This is a genomic window from Streptomyces sp. NPDC000151 (genome assembly GCF_040301705.1).
Lineage (GTDB): Bacteria > Actinomycetota > Actinomycetes > Streptomycetales > Streptomycetaceae > Streptomyces.
In genome coordinates this window covers 20,162-41,643 of record NZ_JBEPFC010000055.1, presented here as the reverse complement: position 1 = coordinate 41,643, position 21,482 = coordinate 20,162, and the positions used below count along the sequence as shown (strand labels likewise).

20 protein-coding genes are annotated in these 21,482 nt (G+C 71.8%); 13 read left to right on the top strand and 7 right to left on the bottom strand.

Annotated features, from left to right (window positions below; genetic code table 11):
* Positions 1 to 9: 9 nt before the first annotated feature.
* From ABT381_RS17655 to ABT381_RS17635, 5 genes are all read left to right on the top strand, one after another.
* A complete protein-coding gene (locus tag ABT381_RS17655; RefSeq protein WP_351594573.1) occupies positions 10 to 579 on the top strand; it encodes a transglycosylase family protein in 570 nt (189 codons plus the stop codon).
* Positions 580 to 743: 164 nt separating this feature from the next.
* On the top strand, positions 744 to 2,003 hold the full coding sequence (locus ABT381_RS17650) for a glycosyltransferase family 4 protein (protein ID WP_351594571.1): 1,260 nt from the start codon (positions 744 to 746) through the stop codon (positions 2,001 to 2,003).
* The gene (locus ABT381_RS17645) at positions 2,000 to 2,893 is read left to right on the top strand and encodes a hypothetical protein (RefSeq protein WP_351594568.1); all 894 of its coding nucleotides are present in this window, start codon (positions 2,000 to 2,002) and stop codon (positions 2,891 to 2,893) included. Before ABT381_RS17650 ends, ABT381_RS17645 begins: the two co-directional genes overlap by 4 nt.
* A gap of 90 nt (positions 2,894 to 2,983) precedes the next feature.
* Entirely contained in the window at positions 2,984 to 3,154 is a 171-nt protein-coding gene (locus tag ABT381_RS17640) for a hypothetical protein (protein WP_030624574.1), read from the top strand.
* Between the two features lie 85 nt (positions 3,155 to 3,239).
* Positions 3,240 to 4,196: a helix-turn-helix transcriptional regulator gene (locus tag ABT381_RS17635; protein ID WP_351594565.1), complete on the top strand. Its 957-nt coding sequence runs from the start codon at positions 3,240 to 3,242 to the stop codon at positions 4,194 to 4,196.
* Here the strand turns inward: ABT381_RS17635 and ctaD are convergent.
* A complete protein-coding gene (gene ctaD / locus ABT381_RS17630; protein WP_351594562.1) occupies positions 4,165 to 5,862 on the bottom strand; it encodes an aa3-type cytochrome oxidase subunit I in 1,698 nt (565 codons plus the stop codon). The two genes, ABT381_RS17635 and ctaD, sit on opposite strands and share 32 nt — an antisense overlap.
* A 483-nt stretch (positions 5,863 to 6,345) precedes the next feature.
* Between ctaD and ABT381_RS17625 the strand changes: the two genes are divergently transcribed.
* Complete coding sequence (locus ABT381_RS17625; protein ID WP_351594559.1) at positions 6,346 to 6,561, top strand: I78 family peptidase inhibitor; 216 nt, start codon at positions 6,346 to 6,348, stop codon at positions 6,559 to 6,561.
* 106 nt (positions 6,562 to 6,667) lie between these two features.
* Here the strand turns inward: ABT381_RS17625 and ABT381_RS17620 are convergent, their stop codons facing one another.
* Both ABT381_RS17620 and ABT381_RS17615 read right to left on the bottom strand, forming a co-directional pair.
* Positions 6,668 to 7,696, bottom strand: a complete 1,029-nt coding sequence (locus ABT381_RS17620) for a phosphatase PAP2 family protein (RefSeq protein WP_351594556.1) — start codon at positions 7,694 to 7,696, stop codon at positions 6,668 to 6,670.
* Positions 7,697 to 7,943: 247 nt separating this feature from the next.
* A complete protein-coding gene (locus tag ABT381_RS17615; protein WP_351594554.1) occupies positions 7,944 to 9,128 on the bottom strand; it encodes a glycosyltransferase family 39 protein in 1,185 nt (394 codons plus the stop codon).
* Between the two features lie 317 nt (positions 9,129 to 9,445).
* On the opposite strand from ABT381_RS17615, the gene ABT381_RS17610 reads away from it, so the two are divergent.
* Positions 9,446 to 11,071, top strand: a complete 1,626-nt coding sequence (locus ABT381_RS17610) for an MFS transporter (RefSeq protein ID WP_351594551.1) — start codon at positions 9,446 to 9,448, stop codon at positions 11,069 to 11,071.
* Between the two features lie 130 nt (positions 11,072 to 11,201).
* Complete coding sequence (locus ABT381_RS17605) at positions 11,202 to 12,389, top strand: acyl-CoA dehydrogenase family protein (RefSeq protein WP_351594548.1); 1,188 nt, start codon at positions 11,202 to 11,204, stop codon at positions 12,387 to 12,389.
* Between the two features lie 51 nt (positions 12,390 to 12,440).
* On the opposite strand, the gene ABT381_RS17600 is transcribed toward ABT381_RS17605, so the two are convergent.
* The 4 genes from ABT381_RS17600 to ABT381_RS17585 all read right to left on the bottom strand — a co-directional run bounded on the left by ABT381_RS17600 (position 12,441) and on the right by ABT381_RS17585 (position 15,685).
* Positions 12,441 to 12,896: a cell division protein SepF gene (locus ABT381_RS17600; protein ID WP_351594545.1), complete on the bottom strand. Its 456-nt coding sequence runs from the start codon at positions 12,894 to 12,896 to the stop codon at positions 12,441 to 12,443.
* Between the two features lie 295 nt (positions 12,897 to 13,191).
* A complete protein-coding gene (locus ABT381_RS17595; protein WP_351594543.1) occupies positions 13,192 to 14,127 on the bottom strand; it encodes an ABC transporter substrate-binding protein in 936 nt (311 codons plus the stop codon).
* Positions 14,124 to 14,642: a GNAT family N-acetyltransferase gene (locus ABT381_RS17590; RefSeq protein ID WP_351594540.1), complete on the bottom strand. Its 519-nt coding sequence runs from the start codon at positions 14,640 to 14,642 to the stop codon at positions 14,124 to 14,126. The genes ABT381_RS17595 and ABT381_RS17590 overlap by 4 nt, the downstream gene beginning before the upstream one ends.
* Complete coding sequence (locus tag ABT381_RS17585; protein WP_351594537.1) at positions 14,639 to 15,685, bottom strand: LLM class flavin-dependent oxidoreductase; 1,047 nt, start codon at positions 15,683 to 15,685, stop codon at positions 14,639 to 14,641. Before ABT381_RS17585 ends, ABT381_RS17590 begins: the two co-directional genes overlap by 4 nt.
* Before the next feature lie 436 nt (positions 15,686 to 16,121).
* Between ABT381_RS17585 and ABT381_RS17580 the strand changes: the two genes are divergently transcribed.
* Genes ABT381_RS17580 through ABT381_RS17560 form a run of 5 tightly spaced genes read left to right on the top strand, consistent with a single transcriptional unit; the run spans position 16,122 to position 21,479 of the window.
* A complete protein-coding gene (locus ABT381_RS17580; RefSeq protein ID WP_351594534.1) occupies positions 16,122 to 16,994 on the top strand; it encodes an amino acid ABC transporter permease in 873 nt (290 codons plus the stop codon).
* Positions 16,991 to 18,841, top strand: a complete 1,851-nt coding sequence (locus ABT381_RS17575; protein ID WP_351594531.1) for an FAD/NAD(P)-binding protein — start codon at positions 16,991 to 16,993, stop codon at positions 18,839 to 18,841. Before ABT381_RS17580 ends, ABT381_RS17575 begins: the two co-directional genes overlap by 4 nt.
* The gene (locus ABT381_RS17570; RefSeq protein WP_351594528.1) at positions 18,825 to 19,715 is read left to right on the top strand and encodes an amino acid ABC transporter permease; all 891 of its coding nucleotides are present in this window, start codon (positions 18,825 to 18,827) and stop codon (positions 19,713 to 19,715) included. Before ABT381_RS17575 ends, ABT381_RS17570 begins: the two co-directional genes overlap by 17 nt.
* Positions 19,712 to 20,473, top strand: a complete 762-nt coding sequence (locus ABT381_RS17565) for an amino acid ABC transporter ATP-binding protein (protein WP_351594525.1) — start codon at positions 19,712 to 19,714, stop codon at positions 20,471 to 20,473. The genes ABT381_RS17570 and ABT381_RS17565 overlap by 4 nt, the downstream gene beginning before the upstream one ends.
* A 1-nt stretch (position 20,474) precedes the next feature.
* Entirely contained in the window at positions 20,475 to 21,479 is a 1,005-nt protein-coding gene (locus tag ABT381_RS17560) for an ABC transporter substrate-binding protein (protein ID WP_467754496.1), read from the top strand.
* The last annotated feature ends 3 nt before the right edge of the window (positions 21,480 to 21,482 follow it).

Below are 21,482 nucleotides of genomic sequence, written 5' to 3'. Positions count from 1 at the left end.
CCTGCGGCGGTGCTCGAACTGTCGGATTTCTTCCCGCGCCTTGGTGCGGCGGCCCGTCCGCGGCCGCCCCGTACGGAGCGCCACGCGCGCACCGTTGTCCATGCCGCCCGCAGGCCGGCCCTCACGCTCGCGGTACTGGCGGCCCTGCTGGCGGGGAGCGCGGGGGTCGGCGCGGCCGCCGACGGCGCTCCGGAGCCCCGGGCCGCCGGCGGGCTGACGGGAGCGCTGGGCACGGTGACGCGGAGCGTCCTCGGCGCGGCGAACTGCTCCCACGACGACTGGCCGTGGGGCTGCCTGGCCCAGTGCGAGAGCGGCGGCGACTGGCACGCCCGTACCGGCAACGGCATGTACGGCGGGCTGCAGTTCACGCAGTCGACGTGGGAGGCGGCCGGCGGCCTGGCCTTCGCGCCGCGGCCGGACCTGGCCACCCGCGAGGAGCAGATCAAGGTCGCCGAGCGGGTGCTGGACGAGCAGGGCTGGGGCGCCTGGCCGGCTTGCGCCCAGCGTTACGGGCTGCGGGCCGGGGTACCCGCGACGGGCGGTCAGGGCCCCGCGGCGGGCCCCCTCTTCACTCCCTGATGCGGAACATCGCCCCGGGGTTCCCGATCGTGGCTACCAATACGCTCACGTTTCCGGAACAAAATGGCGAAAGGACCCAACCCGAAACCTCCAACCTCGGTCTAACCGTTTGGTAGGCGGACGGCAGACCACGTTCGCGCGAAAACCATGGGATACGGGGACGGATGCACATCTCATTCCTGATTCACAACGCATACGGCATCGGCGGCACGATCCGGACGACGTACAACCTCGCCCGTACGCTGTCGGAGCAGCACGACGTCGAGATCGTGTCTGTCTTCCGCCATCGTGACGTGCCGGTCTTCGAGCCCGGTGCGCGGGTCAGGCTGCGGCATCTGGTGGACCTTCGCAAGGACAGCCCCGACTACGACGGGGAGGACCCCGCCTTCCTGCGCGAGGCCCGGGTCTTCCCGTCGGCCGAGGGCCGCTTCCGGCAGTACAGCGAGCTGACCGACCGGCGGATCGCCGCCCACCTGCGGTCCCTGGAGGCCGATGTCGTGGTGGGGACCCGGCCCGGGCTGAACGTCCACCTCGCCCGGCAGGCCCGGCGCGGCGTGGCACGCGTCGGGCAGGAGCACCTCACCCTCGATACGCACGGCAGGGCGCTCGTCCGGCAGCTGCGCGGGGTCTACCCGCGGCTGGACGCGCTGACCACGGTGACCGAGGCGGACGCCCGGTCCTACCGCAAGCGGCTGCGGCTGCCCGGCGTACGCATCGAAGCGGTGCCCAACAGCGTGCCCGAGCCCGGCATCCGGCCCGCCGACGGCACCGGCAAATGGGTCGTCGCGGCCGGTCGGCTGGCCAAGGGGAAACGGTACGACCTGCTGATCCGGGCCTTCGCCACGGTCGTCGAGCAGCGCCCGGACTGGCGGCTGCGGATCTACGGCGGCGGTGTCGAGAAAGCGTCCCTGCGCGCCCTGATCGACGAGCTGGGGCTGTACAACCACGTCTATCTGATGGGCCCGGCGAACCCGCTGGACCCGGAGTGGGCGAAGGGCTCCATCGCGGCCGTCACTTCCAGCCTGGAGTCCTTCGGGATGACGATTGTGGAGGCGATGCGGTGCGGACTGCCGGTGGTCTCCACCGACTGCCCGCACGGTCCCGGCGAGATCATCGACGACGGCGTGGACGGCCGACTGGTCCCGGTCGGCAAGAAGGACGCCGTCGCTGCCGCGCTGCTGGAGCTGATCAACGACGACGAGCGCCGGCGGCGCATGGGTCGGGCCGCCCTGGTGGCCTCCGCCCGCTTCGATCCCGGACGGATCGCGGGACGGTACGAATCGCTCTTCGGCGACCTGACCACCGGCGGCGGGCGGGGCGCGCTGCGCGCCACCGTCCACCGCACCAGAGGAGCTCTGTTGAGCGGCGCCTACGCCACCAAGGACGCGGCGCACGCCGCACTGAGAGGAGTGCGGACGGCATGAGCGCGTCGACGCAACTGCCCGCCGCCGGCACCGGGTCCAGCACCCGGCAGCCGGCGCGTACCGCCCTGCACGCCGACTGCATCGCGGACTCCGCGGGCGGCCTGACCTTCGACATCGCCGTTCCCGAGGTGGCCGGCGAGGAGACCGGCACGGTCTGGAGCGCCGCACTGGTGCTCCGGCTGCGCGGCGGCGAGACCCCGGCCGACGAGATCCGGCTGCCGCTCGGGCCGAACGGCGCGGGCCGGCTGCGGGCCGTGCTGCCCAGTACGGTCGCGCTGCCCGAGGGCCGCTGGAACGTCTACGCCGACCTCGGCGACGCCGGTGATCCGCAGCGCCTGCTGCCCGGCATCAACGACATGCGGTCGCTGGTCGACCGGCGCCCGCTGGCCGCCATCGGCCGGCTCGGCGTCCGGATCCCGTACGCGACCAAGTACGGCAATCTCGCCCTGCGCAGCTGGCTGCGCGGCCCGCACGCGGAGTCCGGCGAGATCATCGTGGCGCCCGACGGCATCACCGTCCAGGGGCGGCTCTACGGCGCCGCGCTGGAGCCCGGCGCGGCCGCCGAGGCGCGCGCCCGGGAGGACGGGCACACGGTCACGATCCCGCTGCGGGGCGACGGGCCGGACTTCGCCTTCGTCCTGCCGCACGGCCCGCTGGCCGAGCAGTGGCGGGCGGGCACCGAGCGGTGGGACCTGTGGGTGCGGACCGGCGAGGTCGCCGAGCCGGTGCGGATCTCCCGCATCCTGGACGACGTACCGGAGAAGAAGCAGATCTTCACCTACCCGGCGATGCCGATCGGCGCGCCCGGCGCGCAGGTCCGCGTCGGCCCGTACTTCACGGTCGACAACGACCTGTCGGTCAAGGTGGTGGGGCCGCAGGACCCGTCCTGAGCCACCGGGGGACGCGCCGCGTCCTCCTGCCTCCCACACCCCGGATTGACCCGCGACAAAAGGGGCACCCGGATTGCGGAGGTGCAGATTATGGTTCCTGTCCTGTTGGTCCTGTTGCTCGCGCTGATCCTCTTCGGTGCCGGCTTCGCGCTCAAGGCGCTGTGGTGGATCGCGGTGGCGGTGCTCGTCGTATGGCTGCTGGGCTTCCTGTTCCGCAGCACCGGCACAGGAGGCGGCCGGGCGCGCTGGTACCGCTGGTAGCGGCGCGAATCCTCTTTAACGGCGGCGCGGGCGGAGCCGCCGTTCCGGACCATGGCTGTCCGCAACGGGTGCCAGACTCTGGCGCATGTTGGAGACCTCGGCACGCCTGCTCCGCCTGCTCTCACTGCTGCAGGCCCACCGTGAATGGTCCGGCGCCGACCTGGCCGGCCGGCTGGGCGTGACGCCGCGCACCGTACGGCGTGACATCGAACGGCTGCGGGAGCTCGGCTATCCCGTGCACTCGGCCCCCGGCACCGCCGGGGGCTATCAACTGGGTGCGGGCGCCGAGCTCCCGCCGCTGCTGCTGGACGACGAGGAGGCCGTGGCGGTCGCGATCGGGCTGCGCACCGCGGCGGCCGGCGGCGTCGCGGGCATCGAGGAGACCTCCGTGCGCGCGCTGGCCAAGCTGGAGCAGGTGCTCCCGGCCCGGCTGCGGCGCCGCGTCAGCACCCTGAACGACTTCACCGTCCCCCTGGTGAGCGGCGCGGGGCCCCGCGTGGACGCCGCCGTGCTCACCGAACTGGCCGCCGCCTGCCGGGACAGTCAGCAGCTGCGCTTCGAGTACGCCACGCACGACGGCACGGTCAGCCGCCGCACCGTCGAACCGCACCGCCTGGTCAGCGCCCAGCGCCGCTGGTACCTCGTCGCCTGGGACACCGGGCGCGCGGACTGGCGCACCTTCCGCGCCGACCGGATCACTCCCACACCGCCGCACGGGCCGCGCGTGGCGCCCCGCACGCCGCCCGCCGAGGACCTGGCGGCCTACGTCTCCGACGGCGTCTCCAGAGCCGTGTACGCGGTGTCCGCGACCGTCCTGCTGCACGTGCCGCTGGCGGAGGCCGCGCAGCGCATCTCGCCCATGGCCGGGACCCTGGAGGCGGTGGACGACCGCACTTGCCTGCTGCGGACCGGCGCGGCGAACCCGGACGCGCTGGTCGTGCTGCTGATGATGACCGGCTTCGACTTCGAGGTCCGCGAGCCGCTCGAACTCCTTACGTACATACGGGAGATCAGGGACCGGTTGTCCCGGGCGTCGGCCTGAACCGCGCGTCCTCCTCCGTCAGTTCGCTGCGCGCTGTCGCCGGGTGGTGCAGGTCGAAGGCCGGGGACTCGGAGCGGATTCGGGGCAGGGTGAGGAAGTTGTGCCGCGGCGGGGGCGAGGAGGTGGCCCACTCCAGGGAGCGGCCGTAGCCCCACGGGTCGTCCACGCCCACCTTCGGCGCGTACTTGGCCGTCCTCCAGACGTTGTAGAGGAACGGCAGGGTGGAGATGCCCAGCAGGAAGGCGCCGATCGAGGAGACGGTGTTGAGGGCGGTGAAGCCGTCGGCCGCGAGGTAGTCGGCGTACCGGCGCGGCATCCCCGCCACGCCCAGCCAGTGCTGGACGAGGAAGGTGGTGTGGAAGCCGACGAACAGCGTCCAGAAGTGGATCTTCCCCAGCCGCTCGTCGAGCAGCCTTCCCGTGAACTTGGGCCACCAGAAGTAGAAGCCCGCGAACGTCGCGAAGACCACCGTGCCGAAGACGACGTAGTGGAAGTGGGCCACCACGAAGTAGCTGTCGGTGACGTGGAAGTCCAGCGGCGGCGACGCCAGGATCACCCCGGTCAGGCCGCCGAACAGGAAGCTCACCAGGAAGCCGACCGACCACAGCATCGGCGTCTCGAAGGACAGCGAGCCGTGCCACATCGTGCCGATCCAGTTGAAGAACTTCACGCCCGTCGGCACCGCGATCAGGAAGGACATGAACGAGAAGAACGGCAGCAGCACGGCCCCGGTGGCGAACATGTGGTGCGCCCAGACCATCAGGGACAGCGCGGTGATCACCATGGTCGCGGCGATCAGCATCATGTACCCGAAGATCGGCTTCCGCGAGAAGACCGGGATGATCTCGGTGACGATGCCGAAGAACGGCAGCGCGATGATGTAGACCTCGGGATGGCCGAAGAACCAGAAGAGGTGCTGCCACAGCAGCGGTCCGCCCCACTGCGCCTCGAAGACCACCGAGCCGAACCGCCGGTCCGCCTCCAGCACCAGCAGCGAAGCGGCGAGCACGGGGAAGGCGACCAGGACGAGGATCGAGGTGAAGAGCACGTTCCAGGTGAAGATCGGCATCCGGAACATCGTCATGCCCGGCGCCCGCATCCCGATGATCGTGGTCAGGAAGTTCACCGCGCCCAGGATCGTGCCGAAGCCGGACAGCGCCAGACCCATGATCCACAGGTCGTGCCCGATGCCGGGGGAGCGGACCATGGAGTTCAGCGGCGCGTACGCGGTCCAGCCGAAGGCCGCGCCGCCGGTCGGGGTGAGCAGCGAGCCCACCACGATCAGGCCGCCGAAGAGGAAGAACCAGTACGAGAGCATGTTCAGCCGGGGGAACGCCACGTCGGGCGCGCCGATCTGCAGCGGCATGATCTCGTTGGCGAAGCCCGCGAAGGCCGGGGTGGCGAACAGCAGCAGCATGATCGTGCCGTGCAGGGTGAACGCCTGGTTGAACTCCTCGTTCGTGAGCAGCTGCATCCCGGGCCGGGCCAGCTCGGCGCGCATCAGCAGCGCCAGCACCCCGCCGAAGAGGAAGAAGCCGAACGACGTGATCAGGTAGAGATGGCCGATCTTCTTGTGGTCCGTCGTCGTCAGCCAGTCCACCAGGACCTTGCCGGGGCGGCGGGCCGCGACCGGCCCGGCGCCCGCCTCCTGTGCCACTGTTCCCATCCGCGCCACCTCGTTCGTCGATCAGGACGTACCAGGGCATCTCTCGGGCTCGCCATGACGGCGGGACGTACTGGAGCTCGCCCCATGATGCGCGCCCCAACGGCCTTCGCGCGAGGGGGCGTCGGCCTGTCCCGGCCCCCGCGTGATGTGCGGGAAATGTGAGCGGAGTGTGCGTCGTCGGCGGATTACGGGACGCCCGATATCGCGTATCGGGTAAGGGGAATCCGAGGCCGTCGGATGATTGATTTCCGGAGCACCACAGGAGTTGTGCGGGTGAGTTCGCGGAAACCGATCGGCGGGAAATCGGGCCGGATTTTTCCGTTGCCGAAGTGATACCGGGGCGGGTCGTTCGGGTGACGGAAGTGGCGGTAAACCGGTCCCGACGGGCTGTGACAGAAGTGTGACCAATGCCGGACCCCGGGAACACTCCGGCGTGTCAGGAAGGCCCTTCCGTGTGCCGCGGGGGAGGCATACGGTGGCGCCATGGCGCCAGTACCGAACCTTCCGAAAGACCCGGACGACGACCTCGAGACCTATGTCGGTCTGGAGCGGCAGCAGGCCGAGGAACAGGCCCGCGCGCGCGGCTGGAGCACCGTCAGGTCGCTGCCGCCCGGCGCGATCATCACCATGGAGTACCTGGCGGGCCGGCTGAACTTCGAGGTGCAGGACGGCACGGTGAGCAAGTCCTGGAAGGGCTGAGCGGCCCGCGCGTCCCCGTACGACGACGGCCCCGGCCGGCTCCTGAACGGAGCCGCCGGGGCCGTGGTGTGCGGGGGTGTGCGTACCGTCCCGCACGTCTGCCGTGTCAGCTGCCCTGCGAGCGGCCGCGGACGGTCGTGGTGACCGGTGCGGTGCGCGGGGCACGGTCCGCGTGCGGCGGTCTTCGGCTGCCCGAGGGGGTGACCGGGGTGCGCTCCGAGCGGGTCGTGTGCGGGCGCGAGGGGTGGTGCGGCCAGGCCTCCGGGGACCGGCCCTGGCGTCCGCCGCCGGCCACCGCCGGCTCGCGGACCAGGACACCGTCCTCGGCGACCGCCCGCTGGCGGGAGACGCCGGCGGTGACGCCCGCCGGGCTCGCCGGTACCGGGAGGGGCCGTGCCACGCCGCCCAGCCGGTCCCGCAGCCGCCAGAGAACCGCCATCAGACGGGCCTCGGCCCAGGCCATGCCCGGCTCGCACCAGGGGAGCGCGAGCAGCACCAGGAGGCCGGCGGCCCAGCCCAGCAGCACGTCGCTGACCCAGTGGGTGCCGAGGTAGACGGTGGTCATGCCGACGCCGAGGGCGCCGAGCGCGGCGAAGACCGAAAGGATCCTGCGGCGCAGCGGGGTGGTCGCCAGATACGCCAGGACACCCCAGGTGACCACGGCGTTCGAGGTGTGCCCCGACGGAAATATATCGCCGCCGAGCCACATCTCGTTGGCCCCGATGGTGGTCGCGTAGTGCGGCCCGAGCCGGCCCATGCCGATCTTCGCGGCACCCACGGTGACGTTGAGCATCAGCAGGGCGACGCCCAGCACCAGCATCGGGTGGAGGTTCTTCTGCCGCCAGCAGCGCCAGATCAGCCATGCGGCCACCGCGACCGCGGTGGGGCCGCGCTGGCCCAGCACCACGAAGTAGTCGAGGAAGGCGTGGATGTCCGGCCATTGCTTGTACGGCCTGAACAGCATGACCTGCCAGTCGAGGGTGACCAGCCAGGAAGTCGTCAGCACGCCGAGCACGATCGCCGCATAGACCGCCACGGTGCCGCCGAACAGCCAGTGGCGTGTTCGCGTCATATACGGCCGGGCGCGCTCGCTCGGGTGCCCTTCCCTCTGGTCGGGCTTCTCATCGGTACGCACTCAATCGACGTTACCGCGTGTGATGTAGGCGCTTGGTCAAACCGTCCGCTTTGTAATGACGATGTGATGTGGAATGCGTCTCAAACAAGCCATTCGCCAGGGCCCTGCCAAGAGAATTCAGTAAATCGCTCTTTCGCCCCCGGGGCATCCGTGCGGCTGCCCGCTCAACGGGCTGAATGCATTTTCCCCGGCCGTGTTTATCGCGCATTTCCCGGGACGTCACGGCGCGTTCGCCGGGCCGCCGCGGTCACGGCGGGCCCGAGCCGTTCAGCCAGAACGCGCCGTACACCGCCGAGCCCACCGCGAGGACGCCCAGGACCGCCGCGGCGTACCGGGGGCGCCACCGGGCCAGCGCGACGGCCGGCGGCAGCAGCAGCGGGTACGCCGGCAGCATCAGCCGCGGCTTGGACCCGAAGTAGCCCTTGGCGGTCAGCGCCAGCGCCAGTACCAGGCCGCCGTAGACCAGCAGTGGCACCGGCCGCCCCTGCCGCACGCCGAGCACATACAGCCAGATGACCGCCGCGACCCCGGCCACCAGCGCGAGCCCAGCCGGGAAGGCGGGCCCCGTCAGCAGGTGCCAGGTGAAGGCGGCGAAGGCGAGGCCGCCGTCGAAGCCGTTGTCCCAGCCGGCCTGGACGTCGAGGTAGCCGGTGAGGCCGCCCTCGCGGGCGCCCACCCACAGGAAGAAGCCGCACCAGCCGAGCGGGGCGAGCACCGCCCCGGCGAGCAGCCGGCCGTGCCGCCGCCAGATGACCCGGCCCTCGCGCGACCGCTCGCGCCACAGGTGCAGCGCTGCCGCTGCCCATACGGCCGCGACGACCGCGGCGCCCACCGGCCGGGTCAGCCCGGCCAGCGACGTCAGCGCGCCGGCCCACAGCCACCGGCCGGTCAGTACCGCGTACAGCGCCCAGGCCGCGAGCGCGGTGAAGAGCGCCTCCGAGTACGCCATCGACTGCACGATGCCTATCGGGACCGCCGCCCACAGCGCGGCCAGCGTCACCCCGGCCCGCGGGCCGTGCAGCCGCTCGCCCGTCGCGTACAGCGCCCAGGCGGCAGCCACCGAGGCGGCCGCGCTCACCAGCAGCCCGGCGCCGGCCGCCGACAGCGGCAGCAGCGCCGAGAGGCCCCGCTCCAGCCAGGGCAGCAGCGGGAAGAAGGCGAGATTGGAGTGCACCTCGCCGCCGGGCAGCTGGACGGCGTAGCCGTAGCCGTGCTCGGCGACGCGGGCGTACCAGAGCGAGTCCCAGCGGGCCGAGAGGAGGGTCTGCCAGTCCTTGCCGGACGCCGCCGACCAGGCGGCGAGGACCGCGAGGCCCAGCAGGCGGATCGCCGCGTACGCCGCCAGGGCGGGCACGGCACGGCGCAGCGCGGCCCCGGCACCTCTGCCTGCCGCAGCCGGACCCGCGGTGGCGGAGAAAGCGAGATCGGTCATCGATCCGATTATCCAGGTGGTCGGGGACCGCGGTGGCACGATGGCGGGATCGGGGCGGGCACGGGGGTCGCGCCGGCACCTCACGGAGGGGGTGCGGAGGTCCCCCGAAGGAGTCGGCGGCGAAGGGTAGCGAGTGCCCTGTCCAGTGGGTATGAGAACCACCGGCCCTTGCGATGAGCATCTCATCGTGAGGTGAGCCATGTGTCCTGCCCGGCGACTCGCGTAGGCTTTCGTCACAACTCGCCCGTGCCGCCGGTCCCCCGGGGTGTTCGTCGTGCCCTCTGCGCGGCTGCGAGTGCTCGACAGGAGGTGCGTACATGTCCGGGACAACCGCGTCCGTCAAGAAGCGGGCGACTGGTATCACCCGGCATCGCGGCGGCGGCGCGAACCGCTGGACCGTGCTGATCGTGCTCTGCGTCAGCCTGCTGTTCGTCGCCCTCGACACGACGATCCTCTACGTCGCCGTGCCGGCCGTCACCGAAGACCTGCGACCGGGCCCGGTCGAACTGCTCTGGGTGGTCGACGTCTACCCGCTCATCGCGGCGTCCCTGCTGATCCTGTTCGGGACGCTGGGCGACCGGGTCGGCAGACGCCGGATACTGCTCTTCGGTTACGGACTCTTCGCGATCGCCTCGGCCGGCGCCGCGCTGGCGCCCAACCCGCAGATCCTCATCGTGGCCCGGGCCCTGCTGGGCGTCGGCGGCGCGATGATCATGCCCGCGACGCTGTCGATCCTGCGCCAGGTCTTCCCCGACCGGCGGGAGCGGGCCGTGGCCATCGGCGTGTGGAGCGCGGTCGCCGCCGTCGGCGCGGCCGTCGGCCCGGTGCTCGGCGGCTTCCTCGTGGAGAACTTCTGGTGGGGCTCGGTCTTCCTCATCAACATCCCGATGATGGCCGTCATGCTGCTGGTCGGCCGCTGGCTGCTGCCGGAGTCCCGGGGCGAGCGGAACGGCCCCTGGGACGTGCTCGGCGCGGTCGTCGCGGCGCTCGGCGTGCTCGGGCTGGTACTGGGCGTGAAGCGGATCGGCAGCGGCGCGCACGTCCTGGGCTGGACGACGCTGTGTCCGATGCTGGTCGGAGCGCTGCTGCTGGCCTTCTTCGTGCACCGGCAGCGGCGCCGTGAGCACCCGCTGATCGACATGCGGCTCTTCGCCCGCCCGGCCTTCGGCACGTCCGTCGGCTGCATCGTGCTGGCGATGCTGGCGCTGGTCGGACTGCAGCTCATAGCCGTGCAGTACTTGCAGCTCGTGCTCGGCATGAGCCCGCTGGAGACCGGGCTGCGGATGCTGCCGCTGGTCTTCGCCGCGATGGCGGCCGGGCTCACCGGCTCGCGGATGCTGCAGGTGCTCGGCCCGCGCGTGATGGTCTCGGGGGGCTTCGTGCTCACCGCCGTCGCGGTGCTGTGCCTGACCACGATGGGTACCCAGGACCACCTCGTGCAGCTGTCCGCCGGCTTCGTCCTGCTCGGCTTCGGCTTCCAGTCCACGCTCTTCGGCGCGTACGAATCGATGCTCAGCGAGGCGCCCGCCGAGGCGTCCGGGGGCGCGGCGGCCATCGGCGAGACCTCCTACCAGCTCGGCGCGGGCATCGGCGTGGCCGTGCTCGGCAGCGTCATGAACGCCGTCTACGCGCCGGGCCTGCACCGCGTCGCCGGTGTGCCGCACCGCGCGAGCCACGCCGCCGGGCACTCGCTCGGCGAGGCGTACCAGGTGGCCGGCGGCCTGGGCCGGCACGCGCGGCACGCGCTGCGCGAGGCGGCCCGCGCCTCCTTCGTGCACGGCCTGCACGTCACGCTCGTCGCCAGCGCGGTGCTGCTGCTGGTCGGCGCGGCGATCGCGCTGCGGCTGCCGCGGCGGGTGGCCGACGCGGCGGAACGCACCGACGGGGAGGCGCCGGGCCCGGGCCACGACGCCGAGCCGGCGCCCGCCGCCTCCGGTCGCTGAGCGCCGCTCTCCTTCTTGTTGCGGGCCCCGTCGCGGGCCCTCTTGTGGCGCGCCCGCGCGCGTCGTACCGTCTGCCGTGAGCAATAACTACCACTGCTAGTTTTCGCGCAGCCGCAGGAGGCACCTCGTCATGTCCGCATCCACCCTGCCGCCCTTCGACCCGGCCGACCCGCTGGGCATCGACGACCTGCTCTCCGACGAGGACAAGGCCGTCCGCGCCACCGTCCGGCAGTGGTCCGAGGACCGCGTGCTGCCGCACGTCGCCCAGTGGTACGAGGACGGCGAGCTGCCCGGCATCCGCGAGCTGGCCCGCGAGCTCGGCTCCATCGGCGCGCTCGGCATGTCGCTCACCGGCTACGGCTGTGCAGGCGCCTCCGCCGTCCAGTACGGCCTGGCCTGTCTGGAGCTGGAGGCCGCCGACTCCGGCATCCGCTCGCTGGTCTCCGTGCAGGGCTCGCTCGCCATGTACGCGATCTGGAAGTTCGGCTCCGAGGAGCAGAAGCAGCAGTGGCTGCCGAGGATGGCCGCGGGCGAGGTCATCGGCTGCTTCGGCCTGACCGAGCCCGATCACGGCTCCGACCCGGCCGGGATGCGCACGTACGCCAAGCGCGACGGCTCGGACTGGGTGCTCAACGGCCGCAAGATGTGGATCACCAACGGCTCGGTGGCCGGCGTCGCGGTGGTCTGGGCCCGCACCGACGACGGCGTCCGCGGCTTCGTCGTGCCCACCGACACCCCCGGCTTCTCCGCACCCGAGATCAAGCACAAGTGGTCGCTGCGCGCCTCGGTCACCAGCGAGCTGGTCCTGGACGACGTACGGCTGCCCGCCGACGCCGTACTCCCCGAGGTCACCGGGCTGCGCGGGCCGCTCAGCTGCCTCAGCCACGCCCGGTACGGCATCGTCTGGGGCGCGATGGGCGCGGCCCGCGCCAGCTTCGAGGCGGCGCTGGAGTACGCGAAGACCCGCGAGCAGTTCGGCAAGCCGATCGGCGGCTTCCAGCTCACCCAGGCCAAGCTCGCCGACATGGCGGTCGAGCTGCACAAGGGCGTCCTGCTCGCGCACCACCTCGGGCGCCGGCTGGACGCGGGGAGGCTCCGCCCCGAGCAGGTCAGCTTCGGCAAGCTCAACAACGTGCGGGAGGCGATCGAGATCTGCCGTACGTCGCGCACGATCCTGGGCGCGAACGGGATCTCGCTGGAGTACCCCGTCATGCGGCACGCGACGAATCTGGAATCGGTGCTCACCTACGAGGGCACCGTGGAAATGCACCAGCTGGTGCTGGGCAAGGCGCTCACGGGGCTCGACGCCTTCCGGTGACGGGCCGGCGCTTTCCTGCGGACCGGCACCGGCCGGTCCGCAAGAAAGCTCCTAACTCTGGTTGAAGAATCCGCCCTGGCGGCCGCGGCCCGCGGCCTCGCCGCCGCTGACGATCCGGTAGTCGGGCGGCGTGAGGAGGAAGACCCGGGTCGCCACGCGCTCGATGGAGCCGCGCAGCCCGAAGGTCAGCCCCGCGGCGAAGTCGACGACGCGCTTGGCGTCGGTGGACTCCATGGCCGTGAGGTTCACGATCACCGGCACACCGGAACGGAAGAGCTCGCCGATCCCGCGGGCGTCCCGGAAGCCGTCCGGCGTGATCGTGGCGATCCGGGTGCCCTGCTGCTGCGCGGTCTGGTCGGCCACCCGCACGCGGGGGTCGGTCACCCAGGAGTTGCCGCCCGTCTGTTCGGCCTCGGACCCCTCGGCGTAGTCGTCGTCGTAGTAACGCTCGTCATCGTTGTCGTCGACGAGGCCAAGCCACGCACTCGCCTTGCGCACCGATCCCATGGACGCCTCCTCTCTCCCGCGGTGTGCTGTCCGCCCCTCTATGGTCGGCCATGACGCGGATGATGTGCCAAGTGGATAGCCGCCGCATGGGGGGTTCGTGACACATCTGGTGCAATGAGGATGGCACAGCGTCAGCTTCAAGGCGACGACCGCGAACTGACTGTGCGAAGGGTGTCACCCGGTGTGCGTGCTCCCTTGGCCCCCTCCGGCAGGACAGAGTGGAAGATACCGGAAAGAATGGGTCCGTAAGGAGGGGACCAGGGCATATGCGTGTTGACCGGTCAGTCGGCGTGCGTCATCCCTTCGCCGGCGGGTTGATCCGGGAGGCGCCGATCGCCGAACTGCTCGTGCCCCATTTCTTCAGGATGCGGTCGTACGTGCCGTCCTTCTGCAGCCGGTTCACCGCGGCCCGGAAAGCAGGCGTGAGGGCGCTGCCCTTCTTGAAGGCGAAACCCACGTCGAGCCGCTGGTACTCGTTGAGGAAGCGCAGCCCCTTCTGCTGCCGCACCGCGTAGCGCAGCCCGTTGATGGTGCTCATGACGACATCGCTGCGGCCCTGCTGCAGGGAGATCCACAGCGCGCCCTGCTCGGCATAGGTCTTGACCTCGTACGGCTTCTTGCCCGCCCGTGCGCACTTCGGGCGGTTCGCCTCCAGCGTCGCCTCGAAGGTCGTGCCCGCCGAGGTCGCCACCGTCCGGCCGCACAGCTGGGTCAGGTCGGTGACCTTCTTCAGCGGGCTGTCGTCGCGGACCGCGAAACCCTGGCCGTCGTTGATGTACGTGACGAAGTCGACCGTCTGCCGGCGCTCCTTCGTGACGCCGAAATTGCCCGTTCCCAGGTCGTACTTGCCGCTCCCGAGCGCGGGCAGGATCGCTTCAAAGCTCGCCACCTCGCGCTTGAGGCGCAGCCCGAGGACCTTCGCCGCGGCGTCGGCGAAGTCGATGTCCTGGCCGGCCACGGTCTTCCCGTCCGGCAGGTAGGCCGCGCCGGGCGGCGTGCCGACGCTGGTGGCGATGGTGAGCGCGCCGCGCTTGCGCACCGCCGCGGGCAGCAGCTTCGCGGCGGCCGGGTCCTTTCGTACGTCCGCGGTGACATCGGTGGTGGGGATCTTCGCCTGCGAGCCGCCCGCCGACGCCTTCGTTCCGCCGCCGTCCGGGGCGGCGCAGGCGGTCAGGGCGAGGGCGGCGGTGGCGAGCAGGGTGGTGGCGGCGCGGACTCTGCGGGGGTTCATGGGGTCGGGTTCTCCAGGTGGTGGGCGGCCGGCAGGTCCTTCTCGAACGGCAGCGGGCCGATCGTCTCCGGGTCGGCCGTCAGGTCGAAGAGCGGGCGGTAACCGGCCGCCAGGTACAGGCCCTTGGCCTCCGGCTGCCGGGGCCCGGTGGTCAGGTACAGCCGGACGTACCCGCGGCTCGCCGCGTCGGCCTCCAGTACGCGCAGCACCTGCCGGGCCAGTCCCCGGCGGCGGTGCGCCGAGTCGGTCCAGATGCGCTTGAGTTCGGCGGTGGTGGCGTCGTACCGCCGGTACGCGCCGCCGGCCACCGGCCGGCCGCCCTCCAGGAGCAGCAGGAACGCGCCGCCGGGCGCGGCGAACTCCTCGGGCGGATACTCCCGGTCCAGATCGACCGGTTTCTCGTAACGGGTGCTGTATTCGTGCGTCAGCTCGGCGAGCAGCGGGCGGGCCAGCGGGTCGGTGACCGTGGTGTGACGCACCGTCAGGTCGACGAGGCGTGGTGCCGGGCCGGTCATGCGCGGTCCCACGGGAGCGGGTCGGGCGCCTCCTTGCGGAGCACCGGCAGCACCTGTTCGGCGGCCAGCCGCAGCACCTCGGCCTTGCGCGCGAACGGCAGTCCGGCGCTCTCCACGCCGAAGAACTGCACCGCGTGCCCGTACGCCGCGTGCTGCTGGAGGATCTTGTCGATGACCCGGTCCGGCGAGCCGGCCAGCAGCGGCCCGTGGGCGGCGGCGTCGGGGTAGTCGCGGAACGGGGTGTTGTTGCCGGGCACGTTCCGGGCCGCGACCGCCGCTTCGTAGTACGGCGCGAACTCGCGGCGCGCGGTGTGGTCGTCGGGGGCGACGTAGAGCGTGCCGCCCGCGCCGACCAGCGCGGCCGACGGGTCGTGCCCGTACTCCGCCCAGCGTTGCCGGTAGTGGTCGATCAGCCGGGCGTAGTCGGCGACCGGCTGGATGACGTTGGCGGTGAACAGCGGGTCGCCCCACAGGGCGGCGAGGTCGGCGGAGCGCTCGCTGGTGGCGCTGCCGTGCCAGATGGTGGGCGGCCGCCGGTACGGCCGGGGGAGCGTGGTGGCGTTCTCAAGGGGTGGACGGAACCGGCCCGACCAGGTCACCTTCTCCTCGCTCCACAGCCGGCGCAGCAGCTCGTAGTTCTCCTCCTGGAGGTCGTACTGGTCCGCCGGGTCGCGGCCGAACAGCTGCCAGGGCTCGGGGGCGTTGCCCTTGCCGGTCATCAGCTCCAGGCGGCCGCCGGAGAGCTGGTCGACGGTGGCGTACTCCTCGGCGACCCGGACCGGGTCCAGGGTGGACAGGACGGTGACGGTGGTGAAGAGCCGGATGCGGTGGGTGCGGGCGGCGATCGCGCCCAGGACCGCGGACGGGGAGCTGGAGAGGAACGGCGGGCCGTGCCGTTCCCCGACGCCGAACGCGTCGTAGCCCAACTCCTCGGCTAGTACGGCGAGTTCGATGACCTCCTGGAGTCGTTGGCGGGGTGTGAGGAGCCGTCCGGACACCGCGTCCGGGACGTTGTCGATCAATGTCATGACGCCAAAGCGCATGGGCTGCGCCCTTCTTCGAGCAGGCCGAAGGAACGGGAAGAGCGAGGGGAGGGTGCGCCGAGGGAGGCGCGGAGGGTGTGTGAAGGCGCGGCGGATCAGGGAGAGGTGATCAGAACCGCGAAACGGCCCGGCCGGACGGGGCGGCGGGCAGGAGGCAGGGGGTCAGCTCAACAGGACGACGACCACACTCGACCGAAGTCGATGTGGTCGCGTGTGACCAGCCGCTGCCATGAGTACATGCCGCCAAGTGGAGCAGGCATCCGTTTGCGCGTCAACTGCCTCTGAGACCCGATTCTCACAGTGTGGACAGGCTTGACAGGGCGCGGTACCCCCGCCATAGCCTCAAGGACCGGCCGTGCTGAGGGGCGCGACCGTTTCTCCGCCTGTGTGAAGGCGTACCACCCGTGTTCGATCACTGCATCCACGGAGCCTTCGCATGCCTTCCGTACAGCCGGTTTCCGGCACCCTCGACCCGCCCGCCGCGCTACCGCCCGGCCCGGAGCCGGCCCCCGCGCCCCGCATCGTCCCGCGCCGCCGCACCGGCCAATGGGCCGCCGCAGCCCTCGTCCTGGCCCTGCTCGCGCTCGCCGCCACCTCCGTCGTCCGCAACGACGCGTTCCAGTGGGACGTGGTCGCCGGGTACTTCCTCACCACCGCCGTGCTGCGCGGCCTCGGCCTCACGCTGTGGCTCACCGCGCTGGTCATGGTGCTCGGCTTCGCGCTCGGCACGCTGCTCGCCGCGATGCGGCTGTCCGCCAACCCCGTGCTCAGAAGCGTCGCCTGGGGCTACGTCTGGCTGTTCCGGTCGATGCCGATCCTGGTGCAGCTGCTGTTCTGGTTCAACATCGGAGCGCTGTACCCGCACATCCTCGGCATCAGGACCGTGAACCTCTTCGGTCCGCTCACCGTCGCCCTCATCGGCCTCACCCTGCACGAGGCCGCCTACGCCGCCGAGGTCGTGCGCGGCGGCATCCTCTCCGTCGACCGCGGCCAGCTGGAGGCCGCGCAGTCCCTCGGCCTGAGCCGGTGGCGCCGCGGCCTGCGGATCGTGCTGCCGCAGGCGATGCGCTCGATCGTGCCGCCCGCCGGGAACATGCTGATCGGCACCCTCAAGGGCACCTCGATCGTCAGCGTCATCGCCGTCCAGGACCTGCTGTACTCCGTCCAGTTGGTCTACCACCGCACCTACCAGGTGATCCCGCTGCTGCTGGTCGCCACCCTCTGGTACGTCCTGGTGACCTCGCTGCTCAGCGTCGGCCAGTACTACCTGGAGCGGCACTACGGGCGCGGCGCGGAGCGCACCCGATGAGGCCGTCCCTGGTGATCGTGGGGGCCGGGCCGCGGGGGACCGGTCTGCTGGAGCGGATCGCCGCCAACGCCGCCGCGCTGTACGGCGACCGGCCGCTGGACATCCACCTCGTCGACCCGCACCCGCCCGGCGGCGGCCGCATCTGGCGGCACGACCAGTCCCCGCTGCTGTGGATGAACTCCACCGCCGAGGACGTCACGATGTTCACCGACGACTCGGTGGAGATGGCGGGCCCGGTCCGCCCGGGGCCCACGCTGGCCGCCTGGGCGCGGCAGGCCGGGGAGGGCGCCGTCGAGGTGGCGCCCGAACTGGCCGCCGAGGCCGGCGCGCTCGGGCCGCGGGACTTCGCCGGCCGCCGGCTGCAGAGCGGCTACCTGGAGTGGGTGTACGCGCGAACGGTCGCGGAGCTGCCGCCCGGCGTCACCGTGCACGAGCACCGGCAGCCCGCCGTCCGCGTCGCGGGCCCGCGCGAGGGCCGCCAGCAGGTCTGGCTGGCGGGCAGCCCCACCCCGCTCGTCGCCGACCTCGTCGTGCTCACCCTCGGCCACCTCGGCGCCGAACCGCCGCCCGAGCAGCGGGCGCTGGCCGCCTTCGCCGCCGAGCACCGGCTGACCTACCTGCCGCCGGACTTCACCGCCGACAGCGACCTGTCCGGGCTGCGCGCGGGCGAGCCGGTGCTGGTACGGGGCATGGGCCTGGCCTTCGTCGACCTGATGATCCTGCTCACCGAGGGCCGCGGCGGCAGCTACCTGACCCGGCCCGACGGGGAGCTCGCGTACCTGCCCTCGGGCGAGGAGCCGGTGCTGCACGTCGGGTCGCGGCGCGGCGTGCCGTACCACTCCAAGATCGGGTACGGCTGGACGGGCGAACGGCCGCCGCTGCCCCGGTTCTTCGGCCCCGCCGAGGTGGACGCGCTGCTCACCCGTCCCGGTGGCGCCGACTTCGCCCGGGACGTGTGGCCGCTGATCGCCAAGGAGCTGGGCTTCGCCCACTACCACCGGCTGTTCACCGCCCACCCGGAGCGCACGGCCGTCCACTGGACCGACTTCGAGGAGAAGTACGCGGCCACCGACCACGGCAGCGCGGCGCTCCAGGCCCTGGTCGCCGCCTCCGTGCCCGACCCCGCCGACCGCCTCGACCTCGAAGCGCTCGACCACCCGCTGGACGGCGTGCGCTTCGCGAGCGAGGCGGCGCTCCAGGACGGCCTGCGCGCGTACATCCAGGCCGACCTGGACCGCCGCCACGACCCCGCGCACAGCCCCGACCAGGCCGTCTTCCTCGCGCTGCTGTCCGTCTACGGGCAGCTGACCCGGATCGGCGACCGCGGCCCGTGGTGGCACGGCTTCTTCAGCTACCTCGCCTCCGGACCGCCCGGGCCCCGGCTGCGGCAGCTGCTCGCGCTCTCCCGGGCCGGCGTCGTGAAGTTCCTCGGCGCCGATACGACGGTCACCGCCGACGCCTCGCACGGGGTCTTCCGGGCCCGCAGCGCGAGCCTGCCCGGCGCCGAGGTCACCGCCCGGGCGCTGGTGGAGGCCCGGCTCCCCGAACCGTCCGTCGCGCACAGCCGGGACGCGCTGCTGCGCGACCTGTACGCCGACGGCGCCGCCGCCACGCCCGGCGGGCTGCTGCGCGTCGACGCCGCCGACGGCCGGGTCCTGGACCGTTCCGGCCGGGCCCACCCGCGCCGCTTCGCGCTCGGCCCGCACACCGACGCGCGCGCCTCCGGCGCCTTCACCCGCCCCGGTACCAACGCCCCCTCCTTCCGCCAGAACGACGCCACGGCGCGCACCCTGCTCGCCTTCCTCGCCGCCCGAACTCCCAAGGACTCCTATGCCGCTGACCAGTGACCCGCCGCTGAGCGAGGCCCCCGGACGCGCCCGTACGGACGCGCCGGAAGCCGCGCTGAAGATCGTCCCCGTACGCCACCCGGGACGCTGGATCGCCTGCGCGCTCACCGCCGTCCTCCTCGCCCAGTTCGCCCACGGGCTGATCACCAACCCCGGCTGGGAGTGGCCGGTCTTCGCGCAGTACTTCACCGCGGGGACCATCCTGCGCGCGGTCGGCACCACCCTCCAGCTCACCGTCTACGGCACGGCCCTGGGCTTCCTGCTCGGGCTGGTACTCGCCTTCATGCGGCTGTCGGCCAGCCCCTTCCTGCGCGCGGTGGCCGTCGGCTACATCTGGATCTTCCGCGCGATCCCGCTCATCGTCCAGCTGCTGTTCTGGTTCAACCTCGCCTACCTCTACAGAAGGCTCGACGTCGGCATCCCCTTCGGCCCCGGCTTCGTCTCCTTCGACACGGCGGGCCTGGTCGGCGCGATGAGCGCGGCCGTCCTCGGGCTCGCGCTGCACCAGGCCGCGTACGCCGCGGAGATCGTGCGCGGCGGCGTCCTGGCCGTGGACAGCGGCCAGACCCAGGCCGCCGCCGCGCTCGGCATCCCCCGGCTACGGCAGCTCCGCCGGATCGTCCTGCCGCAGGCCATGCGCGGCATCCTGCCCAACGCCGCCAACGAGGTCATCTCCCTCTTCAAGGGCACCTCGATCGTCTCCGTCATGGCGATCGGCGAACTCTTCTACCAGGCCCAGGTCATCTACGGGCGCAACGGCCGGGTCGTCCCGCTCCTGATGGTCGCCACCGTCTGGTACGTCCTGCTCACCGGCGCCCTCTCCCTCGTCCAGCACGCCATCGAACGACACTTCGCAAAGGGGGCCACGCGATGACCGCGATGGTCGACATCAGGTCCGTGACCAAGAGCTTCGGCCCGGTGGAGGTGCTGCGCGGCATCGACCTGACGGTCCGCACCGGCGAGGTCACCGTCGTCCTCGGCCCCTCCGGCTCCGGCAAGTCCACGCTGCTGCGCACCATCAACCACCTGGAGAAGGTCGACAGCGGCCAGGTGAGCGTGGACGGCTCCCTGGTCGGCTACCGGCGCTCCGGCGACAAGCTGTACGAGCTGCGCGAACGCGAGATCCTCAAGCAGCGCACGCACATCGGCTTCGTCTTCCAGAACTTCCACCTCTTTCCGCACCTGACCGTGCTGGAGAACATCACCGAGGCGCCCGTCTCGGCCCTGAAGAGGTCCCGGAAGGACGCCGAGGCCACCGCCCGCCGGCTGCTCGAACGGGTCGGCCTCGCCGAGAAGGCCGACGCCTACCCCAAGCAGCTCTCCGGCGGCCAGCAGCAGCGGGTGGCCATCGCCCGCGCCCTCGCCCTGGAACCGAAGCTGCTCCTCTTCGACGAGCCGACGTCCGCGCTCGACCCGGAGCTGGTCGGCGAGGTCCTCGACGTCATCAAGGACCTCGCGCACCAGGGCACCACGATGATCGTCGTCACCCACGAGATCGGCTTCGCCCGCGAGGTCGCCGACACCGTCGTCTTCATGGACGAAGGACGCGTCGTCGAACAGGGCCCGCCCTCCCAGGTGCTCGACGCGCCGCGCCACGAGCGCACCAAGTCCTTCCTCTCCAAGGTCCTGTGACATGCCAACCCTCAGAAGGAGCCCCTCCGTGAACCGCCGCCGCGCCCTGACCACCGCCCTCGCCGCCACCGGGTCCCTGCTGCTGGGGGCCTGCGGCAGCGGCACGGCCTCGACGGCGGATGCCGGTGCGGCGCCGGGCGGCTCCGCCGCGAAGAAGATCAACACCAGTCCCGACCAGCACCGCATCCATGTCGCGAAGGACCCGAAGAGCGCCGCGCTGGTGCCCGCCCGCATCCGCGCGCGCGGCACCCTCCACCTCGGCGCGAGCACCGGCAGCGCGCCCCCGCTCGGCTTCTACGCCACCGACGACCGCACCCTGATCGGCGTCGAGCGCGACCTCGCCACCCTCGTCGCCGACACCCTCGGCCTCAAGCCGCAGTTCGAGCCGCTGTCCTGGGAGAACCTCTTCGTCGGCCTGGACAGCGGCAAGCTCGACGGCGTCTTCTCCAACGTCACGGTCACCGAGGAACGCAAGGAGAAGTACGACTTCGCCACCTACCGGCTGGACGAACTGGGCCTGGAGGCCCGCAAGGGCAGCCACTGGAAGGTGCGCGGCGCGGCGGACGTGGCCGGCAAGCGCATCGCCGTCGACTCCGGCACCAACCAGGAGAAGATCCTCGTCGAGTGGAACGAGGAGAACGAGAAGGCGGGCCGCAAGCCCGCCGACATCGCCTACTACAAGAACCCCTCCGACTACTACCTCGCCCTCCAGTCCGGCCGCATCGACGGCTACTTCGGCCCGAACCCGACCGCCGCGTACCACGCCGCGACGACCGGGCAGACCGAGATCGTCGGCAGGTTCTCCGGCGGCGGCCGCCTCGTCCAGGGCAAGATCGCGGCCACCACGAAGAAGGGCAACGGCCTGGTCGACGCGTATGCCGCGGCCCTCCAGCACGTCATCGACAACGGCGCGTACGAGAAGGTGCTCGCCCGCTGGAACCTGCGCAGCGAGGCCGTGCGGAAGTCGGAGATCAACCCGCGCGGACTGCCCAGGACCGCGCGATGACCA

Excerpts from the sequence above, each read along its gene's own strand:
- ABT381_RS17650 (WP_351594571.1), top strand. The coding sequence starts at position 744 with ATGCACATCTCATTCCTGATTCACAACGCATACGGCATCGGCGGCACG.
- ABT381_RS17645 (WP_351594568.1), top strand. The coding sequence starts at position 2,000 with ATGAGCGCGTCGACGCAACTGCCCGCCGCCGGCACCGGGTCCAGCACC.
- ABT381_RS17640 (WP_030624574.1), top strand. The coding sequence starts at position 2,984 with ATGGTTCCTGTCCTGTTGGTCCTGTTGCTCGCGCTGATCCTCTTCGGT.
- ABT381_RS17635 (WP_351594565.1), top strand. The coding sequence starts at position 3,240 with ATGTTGGAGACCTCGGCACGCCTGCTCCGCCTGCTCTCACTGCTGCAG.
- ctaD (WP_351594562.1), bottom strand. The coding sequence starts at position 5,862 with ATGGGAACAGTGGCACAGGAGGCGGGCGCCGGGCCGGTCGCGGCCCGC.
- ABT381_RS17625 (WP_351594559.1), top strand. The coding sequence starts at position 6,346 with ATGGCGCCAGTACCGAACCTTCCGAAAGACCCGGACGACGACCTCGAG.
- ABT381_RS17615 (WP_351594554.1), bottom strand. The coding sequence starts at position 9,128 with ATGACCGATCTCGCTTTCTCCGCCACCGCGGGTCCGGCTGCGGCAGGC.
- ABT381_RS17610 (WP_351594551.1), top strand. The coding sequence starts at position 9,446 with ATGTCCGGGACAACCGCGTCCGTCAAGAAGCGGGCGACTGGTATCACC.
- ABT381_RS17605 (WP_351594548.1), top strand. The coding sequence starts at position 11,202 with ATGTCCGCATCCACCCTGCCGCCCTTCGACCCGGCCGACCCGCTGGGC.
- ABT381_RS17600 (WP_351594545.1), bottom strand. The coding sequence starts at position 12,896 with ATGGGATCGGTGCGCAAGGCGAGTGCGTGGCTTGGCCTCGTCGACGAC.
- ABT381_RS17595 (WP_351594543.1), bottom strand. The coding sequence starts at position 14,127 with ATGAACCCCCGCAGAGTCCGCGCCGCCACCACCCTGCTCGCCACCGCC.
- ABT381_RS17590 (WP_351594540.1), bottom strand. The coding sequence starts at position 14,642 with ATGACCGGCCCGGCACCACGCCTCGTCGACCTGACGGTGCGTCACACC.
- ABT381_RS17585 (WP_351594537.1), bottom strand. The coding sequence starts at position 15,685 with ATGCGCTTTGGCGTCATGACATTGATCGACAACGTCCCGGACGCGGTG.
- ABT381_RS17580 (WP_351594534.1), top strand. The coding sequence starts at position 16,122 with ATGCCTTCCGTACAGCCGGTTTCCGGCACCCTCGACCCGCCCGCCGCG.
- ABT381_RS17575 (WP_351594531.1), top strand. The coding sequence starts at position 16,991 with ATGAGGCCGTCCCTGGTGATCGTGGGGGCCGGGCCGCGGGGGACCGGT.
- ABT381_RS17570 (WP_351594528.1), top strand. The coding sequence starts at position 18,825 with ATGCCGCTGACCAGTGACCCGCCGCTGAGCGAGGCCCCCGGACGCGCC.
- ABT381_RS17565 (WP_351594525.1), top strand. The coding sequence starts at position 19,712 with ATGACCGCGATGGTCGACATCAGGTCCGTGACCAAGAGCTTCGGCCCG.
- ABT381_RS17560 (WP_467754496.1), top strand. The coding sequence starts at position 20,475 with ATGCCAACCCTCAGAAGGAGCCCCTCCGTGAACCGCCGCCGCGCCCTG.